This is a genomic window from Arcobacter pernae (genome assembly GCF_049472135.1).
Lineage (GTDB): Bacteria > Campylobacterota > Campylobacteria > Campylobacterales > Arcobacteraceae > Arcobacter_B.
In genome coordinates, this window is the sequence record NZ_JBMOVV010000021.1 from 1 (window position 1) to 17765 (window position 17765).

Here is a 17765-nt window from a genome sequence, read left to right on the forward strand (position 1 = left end):
TTAACTATCACTATTAAAAATATCTCTAGTATAAACTTTATCTTGAACATCAAGTAAGTCTTCACTAAGTCTATTTGCTACTATTACATCTGCTTCTTTTTTAAACTCATCTAAATCTTTTATTACTTTTGAGTTAAAAAATACTTCATCTTCTAAGTTTGGTTCATAGATAACTACTTCTATTCCCTTAGCTTTGATTCTTTTCATTATTCCTTGAATTGCAGAAGCTCTAAAGTTATCACTTCCTTCTTTCATGATAAGTCTATATACTCCTACTTTTTTTGAAGTTTCTATATTATCTGGGTTTACAGGTGTTAAATTTAGTTTTTCTATTATACTTTGGGCTATAAAATCTTTTCTAGTTGTATTTGCTTCTACAATTGCTGAGATTAAGCTATGTGGTACATCTTCATAGTTTGCTCTTAATTGTTTTGTATCTTTAGGTAAACAGTATCCACCATATCCAAAGCTTGGATTATTATAATGATTTCCAATTCTTGGATCTAATCCTACACCTTCTATTATCTGTTTTGAATCAAGGTTATGTGATTGAGCATATGAATCTAGTTCATTAAAGTAAGCTACTCTCATAGCTAAGTATGTATTAGAGAATAGTTTTATTGCTTCTGCTTCAGTTGAATCAGTAAATAAAATATCTATATCTTTTTTTATAGCACCTTGAGCAAGTAGATTCGCAAATGTTTTTGCTCTTTGAGATTTTTCACCCACGATAATTCTTGAAGGGTACAGATTATCATGTAGGGCTTTCCCTTCTCTTAAGAACTCTGGAGAGAATATAATATTATTTGTATCAAACTTTTTTGATATTTCTTTTGTATATCCTACAGGAATAGTTGATTTTATTACCATTGTAGTGTTTGGGTTTATTTCTAGTACATCAGCTATTACATACTCTATTGATTTTGTATTAAAGTAGTTTGTTTCAGGATCATAGTCTGTTGGTGTTGAGATAATTACAAAGTCTGCATCTTTATATGCTTCTTTTTTATCTAATGTAGCTTTAAAGTTTAAATCATCTCTTAATAAGTATTCACTTATTTCTTTATCTTCTATTGGTGATTTTTTATTATTTAAAAGTTCTACTTTAGAAGCAACTATATCTAATGCTATTACTTCATTATCTTGGGCTAATAGTATTCCATTTGACAGGCCTACGTACCCTGTCCCGGCTATTGCTATTTTCATTTACTTCATATCCTCATTTTTTAACTTATTTTTTAAAATTATCTTACCTTCTTCAACACCTGGTTGATTATAAGTATTTATTTGCATAAAACTTCCAACTATTGATGTTAAAAGTTGATATGAGTACATAAGTTTTCCTATATTGAATTCATCTACCTTCTCTATTGTAATCACATCTGTTGGGATATTATCACACTTTTCTACAGCTTCTATTGTAGAGTCTGCTTGCATATTTATCAAGTCCTTAAACTTAATATTATTTACATAATCTAACTCTTCTAAATGAGGAATTGATATATCAGGTATTATCGTTTCTTCCTCAAAGTCATCTACTTTTATAAATGTAACTGTCTTATCTCTTACCCCTTCCATTATTAGCTGTAAAAAAGAGTGTTGATCTACTGGACCTATTAGTCCTATTGGAGTTAAAGCTTGTCTTGTCCCATTTATATTTACTTTTCCAAGACTTTCACCCCATAGTTGGATATACCACTTATTAAAACCTTCTAAAAGTGAAGAATATGAAAAAATTACATTTATATTAAATCTATTTTTATTCTCTACCATAAATCTAGCTTTTTCAAAGATTGAATGAAAATACTCTTGTTTTTCGAAAAAGCTATTATTTACTTCTTTACATCCATCTAGAAGTTTTTGTATGTCTATTCCCATAATAGATAAAGGAACTAAGCCTACAGGTGAAAATACTGAAAATCTTCCACCTACATCTTTTGGAATTTCAAAAGTTTTTATATCATTTTCTTTTGCATATGAGTTTAGTTTACTATCATATTCTGTAATACAAACACAATTTGTTTTATCAATTTTTACTAGACTATGTAAGTATTTGAAAACTGAAATAGTCTCAATTGTAGTACCAGATTTTGAGATGATTATAAATAATGTGTCATTTATATCATTTATATACGATAGTCTTTTTTTTAATTCTAAAGGATCAGTTGATTCCAAAAAATGAAGTTTTTTACCATTTGATTTATTTCTAAGAAAGCTATTTATTGCATAAGTTCCTAAACTACTTCCACCAATACCAACTACCACTATATCTTTTTGAGTTACAGTTTTAGAAAAGCTTAAAATCTCTGAAATATCTTGATAAGGTAAATTATAATAACCTATGTTATTTTTCTCTTCTACTATCTTTTCAAAAATTTCATTATTTGATTTTATTTGGTAGAAATTCTTTTGATATTTCATCTTTAATTATTCGCTTTCTCGTAAAAATAGCTAGTAGCTTCAACAAAACCATCTACATTTCCACAATCAAATCTTTTACCTTTAAACTTATAAGCAATAACTTTTCCTTCTTTTGCTTGTTCAAGTAAAGCATCTGTGATTTGTATCTCTCCACCTTTTCCTGGTTTTGTATCTCTTAAAATATCAAAAATATCAGGTGTCAAAATATATCTTCCAATAATCGCTAAATTTGTTGGAGCTTCTTTTGGGTCTGGTTTTTCTACCATATTTGACACTCTATATATTCCGTCTTCTATTTGCTCACCATCAATTACACCATACTTATCTGTTTTATCTTTTGGTATTTCTTCTATAGCAACTATTGAACACTCATATTTTTCATATAGTTTTATCATCTGCTTTAATACTCCACCTTCACTAGAAGTATTGTCACATAAATCATCAGCTAATATAACTGCAAAAGGTTCATTACCTATTAAAGTTTCACCTGTTAAAATTGCATGTCCTAAACCTTTCATTTCTAGTTGTCTAGTGTAAGAAAAAGTTGTAGTTTCAATAATCTTATTTAGATCACTTAAAAGTTCTTCTTTTGAAGAACCTTTTATTGAATTTTCAATATCAGTATTTGTATCAAAGTGATCTTCTATGGCTTTTTTATATTTAGATGTAACTATAGAAATAGTACTACATCCTGATTCTAATGCTTCTTCAACTCCATATTGAATAAGTGGTTTTGTAAGTACTGGTAACATCTCTTTGGGTATTGCTTTTGTAGCTGGTAAAAATCTTGTACCATAGCCCGCTGCTGGAAATAAACATCTTTTTATCATTTTTATACTTCGTCTTTTATTTGATCGAAAAGTCTCATAAGTGACTCTTCATATAGTTTTGCATTTTCTTGTGATTTTGCTTCAAATCTTGTCACTAGTTTAGGAGTAGTATTACTAGCTCTAACTAATCCCCATCCATCTTCAAAGTTAACTCTTATACCATCTACTGTGATAATATCTTTTATCTTTGGCATAAAATTTGGTGGATTTTCAAGTGAAGTCTTTAGTTTCTCAACCAAAGGAAATTTTGTATCTTCTGTTACTGTGATATTTATCTCATCTGTACTGTATACTTTTGGTAAAGCCTCATACTCTTTATCAAAATCAAAACCATCAGCTATAAGTTCTAAAGCTCTAAATGTAGAATAAATAGCATCATCATATCCAAAATACCTATCATTAAAGAAAAGGTGCCCTGATACTTCTGCGGCAAAAGAAGCTTCTAACTCTTTGATTTTTACTTTTAGATTACTATGACCTGTTTTATACATCACAGCTTTTCCATAAGTATTGATAGTATCATACATAATTTGACTACATTTTACTTCACCAATTACAGTTGGATTTTCTATAAATCGTGAAAAGAAGATAGCTAAAATATCACCTTTGAAATTATAATTTTTTGATAAAAGTGCTATTCTATCTGCATCTCCATCATAGGCAAAGCCAAAATCATATTCACCGCTTGCTAACTTCTCTTTTATATCTTTTAGCGTTGATTCATCACTTGGATCTGGGTGATGGTTAGGAAAAGTTCCATCTGGTTCTTCAAATAAAATATCATATGAAATATCAAGTCTATTAAGTATATCTCGAAGAACCACACCAGCAACACCATTTCCACAATCAAAAATAAACTTTTTACCTTTTAAATTTAGTTTTGAGAAATGTTCTACTATATAATCTATATACTTATCTTTTGCGTCTATAATTATTGTTTTAGTATTATCTTCTATAGTTTGAGTATCTTTCAATATCTCTCTACCTAAAGCATAAATTTCTTCACCAAAAAAAGGAGCTTTGTTTAATGTAATCTTAAAACCATTATATTCAGGTGGATTATGTGAGCCAGTAATCATTATAGAACCATCTACTTTTTTATCATTAAACTCTACATAGTTTGAAAAGTAATTTGCAGGTGTTGGAACAAGTCCCATATCAAAAACTTCAAGACCTGCTTTGTTTATTCCACTGCTTAGCCACTCTTTCAATAAAGGAGAATGAGTTCTTGCATCATATCCAACAGCTATATATTTTGCTTCAACTATTTTTTCTTTTAATTTATTTGCTAAATGAAAACCTATTTTTTTTACTATATCTTCGTTTAATTCTTTTTCAAAGATACCTCTTATATCATATTCTCTAAAAATTGATGAAGGCATATATTCTTTCCCTGTATATTATATAAATTTTTAGGAAGTATAGCTAAGTTTTAATAAAGTGTAATTTAAGTTATTATTATAAGAATTATTATTTTTAAAAGTGTTACAGAAACCCAACATATATTGGGTTTCTATATTTTTTATTAGTGGTGAGTTGTAGTTGAATTGTTACCAGCAGCAACAGCAGCTGCAACACCAGCAGCTGCAGCGGCAGCTGCAGCAGTAGCAGCACTAACTCCAGCTGCAATTCCACCAGCAGCGGCAGCACCAGCTCCGGCAGCAGCACCAGCTCCGGCAGCAGCACCAGCTCCGGCAGCACCAGCTCCGGCAGCACCAGCTCCGGCAGCACCAGCACCAGCACCAGCACCAGCACCACCACCTATACCAGCAGCTGGAGCAGGAGCTTGTGCCATTGCACTAGCCACAAATAAAGAAGAAGCGAAAACGATCGATAATAATTTTTTCATACGAAATATCCTTTTTTTAAGTTTTGCAATATTTTACCATAAAATCTTTAAATTTAAAAATTTTATTTATTCTCTTAAGTTATTTATATATTTTTTCATAATTTGTGTGTTATTTTCACTGCTATTCATAGGATATAAACTATCTAGAGTAGAAGCACTAACACCAACATCTCTTGTCCATGGAGTTAGACCAAATCTTAGTCTATCTTTTACATTTTTATAGGTAAATACTTCAAGTGGCACTTTTATATATACACCTTTGTCAATATAACCTTTATTATCTTCATTTTTAAAGACTTTATTTGAGTTCGTATAAGTAGCAAAAGCTCCAAATGTAAAGTTTTTATAGTTTCTAGCAACTTCTAGCCTTACACCTTTATCCCCTGCTAAAAACTGTCCTATTTTTGCACCCATATGTAAATCATATTTTTGATTTACTAAATAGTACAGGTTTAAAAACTTAGCATCATACTTATACTCATCTTTTATTCCAAAAAGTTCATCAACTTCTCTTTTATATACATTTTGATATTGAAGCCCTACCCCAAATCTTTCATCAAACATAGGTTTATACCACTCCAAATCAAGTCCTGCAAAAGAGTACTCTAAATAACCAAGTTCTGCTTTAAAAAAAGAGTCATAAAAAGTATTAGCTTTATATAGCAAACTTAAATGGGACATCTGAGTGTCATTATAAGTAAAGTGTTCAGTAATATCTCCTCTAAGAGATAGTTTACCTTCTTCAAGAGGTGATGATGAAAGCTCAGTTCCACTATGGTAAAGAGGATGTTCTATTGAACCATGTATTTCAAAATTATCAGTAAACTCATAAGAAGCATTTGCACTCATAGATACTTTCATAGCAAAAGGTTTGTCTTTATGATTTAGCATAGTACCTATTTTTGGAGCAAATTTATATCTAAATTTTTCAGCAGCAATAGAATCACTTATATATAAATCTTTACCTTTAGCAAATTTTTCATACATTCCATCTGTATCATTTGAAATCAAAATAGCATCTTTCATATATGAATCACTAACTTTTTCATTTTCATACATATCAAATTCAGATCTATTTACTTTTATTGTTTTCTTTTTTATTTCTTTATCTTTTAAAGTCATGTAAATAGTATCATATTGTTTTGGTGCAATTTCATCAATAACAGAAATAGCTCTACCTGCTGCTTTTAGTTCATTATAATATCGAGGATTATCTATTTCGGTCCAGATACTATTTTCATTTACAGCTGTTTTTACATATTTGAATTTTTCTGCAGAAACTTCTTTTGATAGTTTATCAGATAATTCTTTTTCGTCTAAATCAATATATTCATTCTTTTTTTCATCACTAGCTTTCCATTTTGGATCAGGAAGATGATCAAACATACCAGTTCTATCAAAACCAAATTGATATGTATATCCAAATGAAATTGTATTTCCTCTTTGATATGATAAGTTTAATATAGAATTATTACTATATTTATATTTTAGTCCATAATTGAACTTTGATTTTGGAAGTTCATAATCACCAACACTAAAAGGGTTAACTTTGTCTTTACTATAATCTATTGGTGCATATTCAGCCATAAAAGAAAAAGATGGACTTGCATTAAAAACAAGTGAACCAAAAGGTTTTCCCCCACCCCAATCTGTATTTTTTAAAAAGTTTATAGAGTTATTGTCAAAGCTTCCTGAGTTTGAAGAATTTGCTGTATATTTGGCTAAATCTTCACCTCCTAATCTACCTTTTGCATATCCTAAAGATAAATCAAAATAACCTATATTTTTAGAAAAAACTAAATATTTTGAAGTATAAAGTGAAGTACCCCAAATATCATCAGCACCTATTGCAATTGAAGGAGAGTAATCACCTTCTTCTTTTAAAAGTATTTTTACACTTAAAGACTTATCCTTATAACTACCATAGCCTTCACTATCAGAAAAACCTGCAACGCCAGATACTTGTGTCATATGAAAATTAGCTTCTAAAAAAGGTAAAGGAGTTGCTGTAAGACCATAATATCTATAAGGTTTATCTTCATTTAGAAAAAATCTCATAGACCAGTCTTTCATGATTCTAGCATTTGGGGTTTCAAAAACACCTGTATTTCCACTATATGTAGCTGTGATATTTTCAGGTGTTTTTACTGCAAATAAAAAGCTTGCAGTTAAAGGAAGAATACTAAGAATTTTTAACTTCATTAGTCTTTTCACTTCTTATAAATTCATAGAAAAACACTAAAAAAATTCCAAGTATAAATGAAGTAACAAAAGATACTACTAAAATCAAAGCTCTTTTAGGTTTACTTTTTTCTTTGATATAAGGCACTCTACTATCTACTACTTTTGATACAAAATAGTAATCATTTGCTTGTGAAAATACTTTCTTTTGATATAATCCTGATAAAGATTTACTAAGTTGTTCTTTTAGGGATACATCATAAGTTGAGCTTAACTCTTTATTGTAATATTTGATTTGCTCATCTATTTCTTTCATATCAGAAGCTCTTACTTTATCTACTATTTCTTTTAAATAGATATCAACAAGCTCTTTTGCTAAATATCTATCTTGAAGTTCTGCACTTAAAGTAATAAGGCCTGATTTTTTATCACTTGATATAGAAAGTATTCCTTTTAAACTATTTATAGTTGAGTAATTTTTCTCTTCTTTTGATCTAGTATCTTCATTGTTTTCATCCTTAGAGTTAAAAAGATTATAAACCGTATCTAGACCTAAAGCAAAGACCAAATTTTCTTGCTTCTCTAATTTAGAAGAAAGGTTGTATTTTTCTACCATCATTTCATTAAAACTATAATCTCCTAAAACTGTTTGCATCATCACAGCTGGGTCTTTTGAACTTCCACCACCAAGACTAACACCTGCCAAGGAAGCTAGAGAAGACAGTCCTCCTCCAACTGATTTTTGTTCATTTTGAGGGGATAAAACAACACTTGACTTGTATGAGTTTGGTATACTTAATACATAAACAAAAGTAATAGCTGTTATGACAAATACAAAAAATAATATTTTATATTTATATTTTAAAATAGTATTAAAAAGTTCTCTTAAATCTATCTCATCTTCTTCTATATATGAAGTTTGTTCATTTAAACCTTTGTTTTCACTCATACTATATACCACCAACTGTTTTAAGTGATGCTGCTGTTATAGCAAACTGATAAAGAATACTTGAAACATCTTTTGCAAACTTCATATCAGAGAAAGTATCAAATTCCATAGGTACAACTATAGTATCACCTTTAAATATTTCTTTGTCATTACCCCAAAAATAATTTGATTCATATTTTATAGTTTCACCATTTGCTTTTACTATATAAATATACTCTTCATTTGCAAGCTCAGTTACACCACCTGCTTTTGCTAAATAATCATCAGTATCTAATTTACTATTATATACAAATGTATTTTGATTTAACACTTCACCTACAACTGAAACAGTATCACTAATAGATGGCACATATAAAGTATCCTCATCTTTTAAAGCTATATCATATGGAGAGTTTTTAAATCTATTTAAATCATGATATATATTTAAAGATACTCTACCTATTGGTTTATTTCTTTTTGCTTCATTTTCAAGCTGTTTTATTGCTTGAAGTTTTTTTGCTGCTTCGTCTTTTTCTTCACCTAAACTCTCACTTGAAGTACTAGCTTTTAATACTTGATTTCCAAGTCTATCAAGTGTCTCTTGAAGTCTTTTTTCTTGAAGTTCTCTAACTTCTTCTCTTGTAAATACAGCACCTTCTACAAAAGCATTTGGTAAAAATCCACCTGCTCTTAAAATCACACTTGATAGCTTTTCTCCGTCTTCTATTGCATATTTACCTGGATATTTAACTAAACCTTTGATTTCAACATATTTTTTTTCATTCCAGTTAGCAATAGGAAAAATTGTAATTTCATCATCAGCAAACACTTTTATTTTTAAATTTAATGCTTTATCCATATCTAAAGCTAAAACTTTTCTTTTTCTTTGATAATCTTCTGTATAGTATCTTACAACTTCAAATCTAGCTCTTAAAGCCTTTTTTGTAAGCCCACCTGAAATATTTACAATATCATTTATTGTTGTATTTTCATTTATATCATAAGTTCCAGGAATAAAAACTTCACCTTTAATAGTTGCTGTCATTTTGTCATTTACAGCTGAGAAATCAAAAAATCTTACTTCATCATATTTTTTAAGTTTGAAGTTTTTATTTTCATTCAAATCTACTAAAAAAGTTGATTTTTGATTATTGTGAAGTCTTGTAATTTGAACTTTTGTTTTATCAACTCTTACAGGTTTTCTAATTTTTCCATCTTCAACTAAAGCATCAGTTGCTATCATCATTTCATTGTTTATCTTTTCAAAAACTTCACTATTAAACTTCACAAGACCAAAAAGATCAGATACACTCATACCTTCATAAAATTTATATTTTCTTTTTGTATCATCTACAACTTCACCATTTGCATAAATATAAGGTTTTTCTTTTAAATCAGAGTTTTTAAAGATAGTGATTTCATCACCTGCTTTTATAGTATAATCTTCTTTTTTATCTAAAACATTTTGAAGGTTAAAACTTTTAATTTTATTATCATTTTTAATAACTGCAAAATTATAGTTTGTATCTTTTTTAAAATAACCATTTTTTCCAAACTGTTCTAATTCATTTTCAAAAAGAGTTGAAAGCTTATTATCTTCTGGCAATTCCTTTTCACTTGGCGCTACAACATTACCAATAATTTCTACTAAATTAGCCCCTAAAATACTTGTAGAGTATACATGAATTTCATCACCATTTTTTGGTTTAAATTTATATAATTCGTTTTTATTTAAAGTATAAACTTTTATAGTATCATTTTCATATCTTTTTAAACTAATAGCATTTTGATTTGCTTTTGCTTTAAAGCCAGCTGCAAAATCAAATAAATTTCTAAAACTCTCATTATTTTTAAGTTCAAAAATTCCATTGTAATTAACATCACCAGATAATTTAATCTCTTTATTAATTGGCTTTACTAAAATAATATCACCATTTTTTAAGATTGTATCACTACTAGCATCGCCATATCTTACAAGAGAGTATAAATCAAAAGACTTATATATTTTACCTGCTCTTTTAAGTAGAATATTTCTATATGAACCATTTTCTAAAATACCTCCACTAGAAATAAGTGCATCTTTTATAGTTGAAAAAGATGAAAGATTATATAATCCAGGAGCATTTACAAGTCCAGAAATTGTAATTTGAATAGAAGAGAATTCAGAAATATCAACAAGAATATTTGTACTATTTGGGTAAGCTTTTTTTGTTTCTTCTTTTATAAGTTTTTTAGCTTCACTAAAATTTAAACCTATAACTTTTAATTCTTTTACTTGAGGAATATTAATATTACCATCTTTATTTACATCTAAAATAAAATCTTCATTTGAAGCACCATAAATTTTTAGAGAAATTTTGTCACCATAATTTAAATTATAGTTAGATGGTGTTGGTATACTATATGGATTTACTTTGTTTTTGTTATTGAAAAAAAGTGATGCAAATTTTTCTAATTTTTCTTCTGTTAATTCATTACTTTTTTCATCTTCTTTTAAGTTCTGTTCTTTATTATCTAAAACAATGTCATTTTCAATAATTTGTTCTTTTTGAACATCATCTTTCACACCTTCTTTTTTAGATAACTCTTTTTTTATATCAGCCTCTGTGTATCCTGCTGCTTTAGCTAATTCTAGTTGTGCAGGTGTAAATGTAGCTGCAAACATTATGCTGCATAATAGTAGTAAACTATATATAACCCTCATTTAAAGATCCCTCATGATTTTTTTGGATATATTATCATAAAATAATAAAGATTTAGATTAATAAAATTCTATTTTTATTTTTAAATTAGTGCGAATAAATTCGATAAAAACTTATTCGCTTTTATGTCAGATTTTAGATTATAACTTATATGTTATATCTTTTACGGCATAGTCATCTTTTAGTTTGGTACAAACAGAACTTGTTGAAGTTTCATCTATATCTATAATTAAACTCTTTGTGCTATCTTCTACTTTTATTTCTAAAGAAATACAAGCTTTATCATTTTGATTAAATGTAGCTTTACCATCAACAACATTCCAATTTGTTTCACTTAAAATAATTGCTGTTTCAATCTTAGTTAAACTACTATCAAGCATTGCATAACTTTGTATAGCTGTTGTTGCACTTACAATATCTCTTTTTATTGTTGAAGCTAAAGCTTCATCTTTTGAATCAATAAACTTAGGTACTGCAATAGACGCAATAATTCCTATAATTAAAATTGCAAAAATTAACTCTAGTAAAGAGAATCCATTTTTCATAATATAACTCCTTATAACAAGATATAATGAATTATATTATTTGTTATATTAAATTAGTATTAATTTATAATTAATTTTATTATTAAAGTATATCAGGAACATCTATGCTAGTTTCTTTCTCAACATCAGCAATATTCTCAAATACAACTTCAACAGGAGCACTATGATGATTGTCATCAGGTTTATCGACAAACTTAGTAAGCGCTTTATGGAAATCAAGTTTTACAGTACCAATAGGACCATTTCTTTGTTTTCCAATAATGATTTCAGCTTCTTCAACAGGCTTATCAACAAAAGTAGATTTATACTCTTCCCCTTTATCTTTTGCCTCTTTCTCTTTTCTTGCTTCATCTCTTTGTTTATATACATCATCCCTATAAACAAACATAATAATATCTGCATCTTGCTCAATAGCTCCAGATTCCCTTAAGTCTGATAACATAGGTCTTTTATCAGGTCTATTTTCTAATCCTCTATTCAACTGTGAAAGTGCAACAATAGGAATTTTCATTTCCCTTGCAAGCATTTTAAGTCCCCTTGAAATATCAGAAACTTCTTGGTGTCTATCTTTATTTCCAGTACCTTGCATAAGTTGTAAATAGTCAATTACAACTAATGAAATATTATTATCTTCATTCTGTGCAAGTTTTCTCACTCTTGCTCTTAATTGGTTAATATTAATACTACCACCATCATCAACAAAAAGTTTTTTTGTATTCAAATCATCAAAAGCAGCACTTAAATTAGACCATTGTCTATCATCTAAATCACCTTTTCTTAAGTTCTGTAAAGGTATTGAGGTTTTTGCGGCAAGCATTCTTAGCATAAGTTGTTCAGCAGGCATTTCTAAAGAGAAAAAGATAACTCCTTTTCCTGCTTCAACATTTGCCAATGCCATATTTAAAACAACAGCTGTTTTTCCCATGGCAGGTCTAGCAGCAATAATTACTAAGTCACCCTCATTTAATCCAGTTGTTCTTCTATCTAAAGCATCAAAACCTGTAGTTTCACCAATTAAATGCTGATTTCCAAGCTCTTTCATCCTTTTGATATAGTTTAAAGTATCCCCTGTAATAACATGCATATCTTTTAATTCACTTGTAGCACTATCTGTTGAGATTTTATATAACTCACCTTGTATAGTATCAAGTGCTTCATTTGCAGGTATTTCTTCTTCAATTGCTACTTTTTTTATTGTAGTTGCAAGAGTTGACAATTCTCTTTTTATAGAACCATCTTTTATCTCTTTTACATATGCAATTGTATTTGTAATAGGATTTGCAGAAAGAATTTCAATTAAAATAGAGTCATCTACTTCTTTTTGGTCAAGTCTTTTTCTAATAAACTCTTCATCAATAGGCATATCTTCTTCATGAAGTTTAATCATAACTTCATAAATTTTCTGATGAGCAGGAAGATAGAAATCTTTTGGTTTTAAAACTCCTAAAATCTCTTCTAACTCATCAGGATTAAATAAAATAGAACTTAAAACAGCTCTTTCAATATTTATACTATATACACTATCCATTATTTTCTTTTTTGTGCTTCAAGTTCAACTTCTTCAACAAACTTATTAATAAGTTCATCCCCTTTTAATTTAGCTAAGATTTCACCTTTTTTCATAACTAAACCACTTCCTTTTCCAAAAGCAATAGCAACATCAGCACTTTTTGCTTCGCCAATTGCATTTACAACACATCCCATAACAGATACATCTAATGGTGTTTTAATATGATTTGTTCTTTTTTCAATCTCAGCAACGGCACTAACTAAATCAGCTTCTATTCTTCCACAAGTAGGACAAGATACGATATTTAATCCCTCTTTTGCAATTCCAACATCTTTTAAAATTGCTTTTCCTACTTTAATTTCTTCTTCTAACTCACCAGTCATTGAAACTCTCAAAGTATCACCAATACCATCAAGTAATAATGAACCTAAAGCAATTGATGACTTAATAGTTGAGTGAAATTGTGTTCCAGCTTCAGTTACCCCTAAATGGAAAGGATAGTTATTTTTTGGTCTTAACATTCTATAAGCTTGAACTGTTCTTTGAACATCACTTGCTTTTAAAGATATTTTCATATCTGTAAAACCTAAATCTTCTAAATATTTGATATTATATTCAGCACTTGCCACCATTCCCTCAGGAGTTTGCCCATATTTATCTTCAAACTGTTTTTCTAGTGAACCAGAATTTACTCCAATTCTAATAGGTATTTGTCTTTCCTGACAAGCTTTCACAACCTCCGCTACTCTTTTCTTGTCACCTATATTTCCTGGATTAATTCTAATACAATCAACAACCTCAGAAGCAATTAATGCTAGTTTATATTTAAAATGAATGTCTGCTACTAAAGGTAAGTCAACTTGTTTTTTAATCTCTTTTAATGCATTAGCAGCTTCCACATCAGGAACTGCAACTCTAACAATATCAGCTCCTGCAAAGTGTAAAGCTCTTATTTGCTCTACTGTTGCAGCAACATCACTTGTTTTTGAAAATGTCATTGATTGTACTGGAATTGGTGCATCACCACCAACTAGTACATTTCCTACTTTTATTTGTTTTGTTGGGTATCTTTTTATCATGGAGAGATTTTATCTAAAAAATATTAAATTTTTGTCAAAAAGTTTTTAAAGTTTTCTTATGAATTGATTAGATATACTATCGCATATTATGTAAAGGAAATCTATGCAAGAGTTTACTATTTTTGATATGGTAGTACTTGGTATTACTTTAGTATTAGGACTTAAAGGGCTTTTTAGAGGTCTGATCAAAGAAGTTTTTGGAATTATTGGAATCATTGGTGCAATATTTGTTGCTTCAAGAATATCTGAAGATATTGGAGATTTAATAGCTCCTGTTTTAGCTTTAGAGAATGAAACAACTATTAAATTAATCGGTTTTATTGTTGCACTAATTGGATTTTGGATTATTGTATACTTATTAGGTGTAATAGTAAGCAAAATATTCAGTGCAAGTGGTTTAGGAATAGTTGATAGAGTATTTGGATTCATATTTGGTGCAGGAAAAGTATTTTTAATTTTTTCTGTTATTGCATACGCTTTATACCAAGTTGAGTCGTTTAAAAAAGCTATTGATGAGAAAACAGCAGGTTCTGTAGTAATGCCTCATTTAATAAGTGTTGGTTCATATATTATAAAACTTGATACTACAAAAATCACTGATTCAGTTGGTGGTGCAGTTGATAAAGTAGTTGAAACTACTAAAGAAGCTACTTCAGATAATAAACCAACTTCTCAAAAAGTTCAAGAAGCACTAGAAAATACTAAAAATGAAGTATCAAAAACAGTTGAAGATACTGTTAATGATGTAAAAAAATCTGTAGAACAAGAAGTAATCAATAAAGTTGAAAAACAACTTGAAGATACTAAAGCTGCAACAAAAGAGCAGATTGATACTGTAAAAGAAAAACTAAATAGCATAGCAAATACACAAGAAAATAAAGAAGAAACTAACTAAAGGAATTTTATATTGTTTGAAAATAAATATATACAACAAAGAATTGAAAAAGCAGATAGATTAAGAGAGCTAGGAGTTAATCCATACGCTAACAATAGTGAAAGAAATACAACAATTAGTAAATATTTAAATGTAAACACTGATATTTTTCAAAAAGAAGATAAAAGAGACGAGAATAGAAATTATACTGTAGCAGGAAGAATTAAATTCTTCAGACTTATGGGTAAAGCATCTTTCTTAAAAATTGAAGATGAATCTGGAATTTTACAAGTTTATGTTGCAAGAGACAACTTAGCAGAAGGTTTTTATAATGATATTTTCAAAAAGAATGTAGAAGTTGGAGATATTATTGAAGTTACTGGTTATCCATTTATTACAGGTAAAGGTGAATTATCTTTACATGTTCATGATTTAAAAATCTTAACAAAAGCGATTTCTCCTCTTCCTGAAAAATACCATGGTATTCAAGATAAAGAGTTAAGATATAGACAAAGATATTTAGACTTAATCATGAACTCACAAGTTAGAAAAACTTTCCATATTAGATCTAAAGTGATCTCTTTAACAAGAAGATTCTTTGAAAACAAAGGTTTCCTTGAAGTTGAAACTCCAATGATGCACCCAATTGCTGGTGGAGCAAATGCAAAACCTTTTGTTACTCACCATAATTCATTAGGTGTTGATAGATTTTTAAGAATTGCACCTGAATTATATTTAAAAAGATGTATAGTTGGTGGATTTGAAGCAGTATTTGAAATCAATAGATGTTTTAGAAATGAAGGTATGGATGCAACTCATAACCCAGAGTTTACTTCAATTGAATTTTATTGGGCATACAAAACATATAAAGATTTAATTGAATTAACAAAAGAGTACTTTGAATATTTATTTGAACACTTAGATTTACCTACAACTTTACCATATGGTGAGTTTGAAATTGATTTTACAAAATTTAGTGAAATTCCATTAATTCAGTCTCTTACTGAAATTGGTGGTGTTCCATCTGATATTACAGAAGATAAAGATAAAATTATTGCTTTCATGAAAGAGAATAATTTAGAAGTAAATGAAGCTATGAACTTAGGTCAACTTCAAGGTGAATTATTTGATGAGTATGTTGAAGATAAACTTATCAACCCAACATTCATTACAGAATACCCAGTTGAAATTTCACCACTTGCAAGAAGAAGTGATGAAAAACCTCATTTAACAGATAGATTTGAATTATTTATCGCTGGTAAAGAGATTGCAAATGCATTCTCAGAGCTTAATGATCCTTTAGATCAATTAGAAAGATTCGAAGGTCAAATGGCTGCTAAAGAATCAGGTGGAGATGATGAAGCACATGAAATGGATGAAGATTTCGTAAATGCATTATCTTACGGTATGGCTCCAACAGCAGGACAAGGTATTGGTATTGATAGACTTGTAATGATGCTTACTAATGAACATTCAATTAGAGATGTATTATTATTCCCAGCAATGAAACCAATCAAACACGAAATTGATCTTCACAGTGATGAAGAGGAAGAAAATTAACATATAAATTAAAAAGGTAGAAAATGAGCTACATATCAAGCGCATCATTAAAAGAGGCAGATAAAGAGATATTTGATATCGTTGAGCAAGAGTTAGAAAGACAAACAACACATTTAGAAATGATTGCATCAGAGAACTTTACTTCTCCAGCAGTTATGGAAACAATGGGTTCTGTTTTTACAAACAAATATGCAGAAGGTTACCCTTATAAAAGATATTATGGTGGATGTGAATTTGCTGATGCTGCTGAGCAATTAGCAATTGACAGAGCTTGTGAAATCTTTGGATGTAACTATGCTAACGTTCAACCTCACTCAGGTTCTCAAGCAAATGGTGCAGTTTATGCTGCATTATTAAAAGCTGGTGATAAAATCTTAGGTATGGATTTATCTCATGGTGGTCACTTAACTCACGGTTCTAAACCATCATTCTCAGGTAAAAACTACCAAGCATTCTACTACGGTGTTGAATTAGATGGTAGAATTAACTATGATAAAGTAATGGAAATTGCTAAAATTACTCAACCAAAAATCATTGTATGTGGAGCTTCAGCTTACGCAAGAGAGATTGATTTTTCTAAATTCAGAGAAATTGCAGATGCAGTAGGAGCAATTTTATTTGCAGATATCGCACACATTGCAGGATTAGTTGCTGCAGGTGAGCACCAATCTCCATTCCCATATGCAGACGTAGTTACTACTACAACTCACAAGACTTTAAGAGGTCCAAGAGGTGGTATGATTATGACTAATGATGAAGAGATTGCAAAGAAAATTAATTCAGCAATTTTCCCAGGATTACAAGGTGGACCATTAGTACATGTAATGGCTGCAAAAGCAGTAGCATTTAAAGAGATTTTAGCTCCTGAGTGGAAAGACTATGCTAAGCAAGTAAAAGCAAATGCAGCAAAATTAGGTGAAGTATTAGTTTCAAGAGGATATGACATAGTATCAGGTGGAACAGATAACCACTTAGTATTAGTATCTTTCTTAAACAAAGATTTCTCAGGTAAAGATGCAGATGCAGCATTACAAAATGCAGGTATCACAGTAAATAAAAACACAGTACCAGGTGAAACAAGATCACCATTTGTAACATCAGGTGTTAGAATTGGATCACCAGCATTAACAGCAAGAGGAATGAAAGAGAAAGAGTTTGAATTCATTGCAAACAAAATTGCTGATGTATTAGATGATATTGAAAACACTGAATTACAAGCAAGTGTTAAAGCTGAACTTAAAGACTTAGCTTCTAACTTTGTTATTTACAATCAGTCTACTTACTAA

14 protein-coding genes are annotated in these 17765 nt (G+C 29.4%); 3 read left to right on the forward strand and 11 right to left on the reverse strand.

Annotation, left to right across the window (positions count from 1 at the left end):
- The 11 genes from ACH5BF_RS13970 to ispG form a co-directional block, all read right to left on the reverse strand.
- The gene (locus ACH5BF_RS13970; RefSeq protein ID WP_423274863.1) at positions 1–1206 is read right to left on the reverse strand and encodes a nucleotide sugar dehydrogenase; all 1206 of its coding nucleotides are present in this window, start codon (positions 1204–1206) and stop codon (positions 1–3) included.
- Positions 1207–2421 (reverse strand): glucose-6-phosphate isomerase, encoded by a 1215-nt coding sequence (locus tag ACH5BF_RS13975; RefSeq protein WP_423274864.1) that lies wholly within the window; start codon positions 2419–2421, stop codon positions 1207–1209. It abuts the gene before it with no gap.
- Positions 2422–2423: 2 nt separating this feature from the next.
- Positions 2424–3251 carry a UTP--glucose-1-phosphate uridylyltransferase GalU gene (galU, locus tag ACH5BF_RS13980; RefSeq protein ID WP_423274865.1) on the reverse strand — a complete coding sequence of 276 codons (828 nt, stop codon included), beginning with the start codon at positions 3249–3251 and terminating at the stop codon, positions 2424–2426.
- 2 nt (positions 3252–3253) lie between these two features.
- A complete protein-coding gene (locus tag ACH5BF_RS13985) occupies positions 3254–4633 on the reverse strand; it encodes a phosphomannomutase/phosphoglucomutase (RefSeq protein ID WP_423274866.1) in 1380 nt (459 codons plus the stop codon).
- 143 nt (positions 4634–4776) lie between these two features.
- On the reverse strand, positions 4777–5100 hold the full coding sequence (locus ACH5BF_RS13990; RefSeq protein ID WP_423274867.1) for a hypothetical protein: 324 nt from the start codon (positions 5098–5100) through the stop codon (positions 4777–4779).
- A gap of 66 nt (positions 5101–5166) precedes the next feature.
- Positions 5167–7302 carry a YjbH domain-containing protein gene (locus tag ACH5BF_RS13995; protein WP_423274868.1) on the reverse strand — a complete coding sequence of 712 codons (2136 nt, stop codon included), beginning with the start codon at positions 7300–7302 and terminating at the stop codon, positions 5167–5169.
- Positions 7283–8230 (reverse strand): Wzz/FepE/Etk N-terminal domain-containing protein, encoded by a 948-nt coding sequence (locus ACH5BF_RS14000; protein WP_423274869.1) that lies wholly within the window; start codon positions 8228–8230, stop codon positions 7283–7285. Before ACH5BF_RS14000 ends, ACH5BF_RS13995 begins: the two co-directional genes overlap by 20 nt.
- A 1-nt stretch (position 8231) precedes the next feature.
- Entirely contained in the window at positions 8232–10874 is a 2643-nt protein-coding gene (locus ACH5BF_RS14005; protein WP_423274870.1) for a polysaccharide biosynthesis/export family protein, read from the reverse strand.
- Positions 10875–11051: 177 nt separating this feature from the next.
- The gene (locus ACH5BF_RS14010; RefSeq protein ID WP_423274871.1) at positions 11052–11456 is read right to left on the reverse strand and encodes a prepilin-type N-terminal cleavage/methylation domain-containing protein; all 405 of its coding nucleotides are present in this window, start codon (positions 11454–11456) and stop codon (positions 11052–11054) included.
- Between the two features lie 82 nt (positions 11457–11538).
- Positions 11539–12984: a replicative DNA helicase gene (locus ACH5BF_RS14015; protein WP_423274872.1), complete on the reverse strand. Its 1446-nt coding sequence runs from the start codon at positions 12982–12984 to the stop codon at positions 11539–11541.
- On the reverse strand, positions 12984–14045 hold the full coding sequence (gene ispG, locus ACH5BF_RS14020) for a flavodoxin-dependent (E)-4-hydroxy-3-methylbut-2-enyl-diphosphate synthase (protein ID WP_423274873.1): 1062 nt from the start codon (positions 14043–14045) through the stop codon (positions 12984–12986). Before ispG ends, ACH5BF_RS14015 begins: the two co-directional genes overlap by 1 nt.
- A 103-nt stretch (positions 14046–14148) precedes the next feature.
- Here ispG and ACH5BF_RS14025 point away from each other — a divergent pair, with 103 nt between their 5' ends.
- Genes ACH5BF_RS14025 through ACH5BF_RS14035 form a run of 3 tightly spaced genes read left to right on the forward strand, consistent with a single transcriptional unit; the run spans position 14149 to position 17765 of the window.
- Positions 14149–14940 carry a CvpA family protein gene (locus ACH5BF_RS14025; RefSeq protein ID WP_423274874.1) on the forward strand — a complete coding sequence of 264 codons (792 nt, stop codon included), beginning with the start codon at positions 14149–14151 and terminating at the stop codon, positions 14938–14940.
- 12 nt (positions 14941–14952) lie between these two features.
- Positions 14953–16479, forward strand: a complete 1527-nt coding sequence (gene lysS / locus ACH5BF_RS14030) for a lysine--tRNA ligase (RefSeq protein ID WP_423274875.1) — start codon at positions 14953–14955, stop codon at positions 16477–16479.
- Positions 16480–16502: 23 nt separating this feature from the next.
- Positions 16503–17765, forward strand: a complete 1263-nt coding sequence (locus tag ACH5BF_RS14035; RefSeq protein ID WP_423273498.1) for a serine hydroxymethyltransferase — start codon at positions 16503–16505, stop codon at positions 17763–17765.

What these genes read in the sequence shown, in the direction of transcription:
- ACH5BF_RS13970 (WP_423274863.1), bottom strand. Translation starts at nt 1,206, where the DNA reads ATGAAAATAGCAATAGCCGGGACAGGGTACGTAGGCCTGTCAAATGGA.
- ACH5BF_RS13975 (WP_423274864.1), bottom strand. Translation starts at nt 2,421, where the DNA reads ATGAAATATCAAAAGAATTTCTACCAAATAAAATCAAATAATGAAATT.
- galU (WP_423274865.1), bottom strand. Translation starts at nt 3,251, where the DNA reads ATGATAAAAAGATGTTTATTTCCAGCAGCGGGCTATGGTACAAGATTT.
- ACH5BF_RS13985 (WP_423274866.1), bottom strand. Translation starts at nt 4,633, where the DNA reads ATGCCTTCATCAATTTTTAGAGAATATGATATAAGAGGTATCTTTGAA.
- ACH5BF_RS13990 (WP_423274867.1), bottom strand. Translation starts at nt 5,100, where the DNA reads ATGAAAAAATTATTATCGATCGTTTTCGCTTCTTCTTTATTTGTGGCT.
- ACH5BF_RS13995 (WP_423274868.1), bottom strand. Translation starts at nt 7,302, where the DNA reads ATGAAGTTAAAAATTCTTAGTATTCTTCCTTTAACTGCAAGCTTTTTA.
- ACH5BF_RS14000 (WP_423274869.1), bottom strand. Translation starts at nt 8,230, where the DNA reads ATGAGTGAAAACAAAGGTTTAAATGAACAAACTTCATATATAGAAGAA.
- ACH5BF_RS14005 (WP_423274870.1), bottom strand. Translation starts at nt 10,874, where the DNA reads ATGTTTGCAGCTACATTTACACCTGCACAACTAGAATTAGCTAAAGCA.
- ACH5BF_RS14010 (WP_423274871.1), bottom strand. Translation starts at nt 11,456, where the DNA reads ATGAAAAATGGATTCTCTTTACTAGAGTTAATTTTTGCAATTTTAATT.
- ACH5BF_RS14015 (WP_423274872.1), bottom strand. Translation starts at nt 12,984, where the DNA reads ATGGATAGTGTATATAGTATAAATATTGAAAGAGCTGTTTTAAGTTCT.
- ispG (WP_423274873.1), bottom strand. Translation starts at nt 14,045, where the DNA reads ATGATAAAAAGATACCCAACAAAACAAATAAAAGTAGGAAATGTACTA.
- ACH5BF_RS14025 (WP_423274874.1), top strand. Translation starts at nt 14,149, where the DNA reads ATGCAAGAGTTTACTATTTTTGATATGGTAGTACTTGGTATTACTTTA.
- ACH5BF_RS14035 (WP_423273498.1), top strand. Translation starts at nt 16,503, where the DNA reads ATGAGCTACATATCAAGCGCATCATTAAAAGAGGCAGATAAAGAGATA.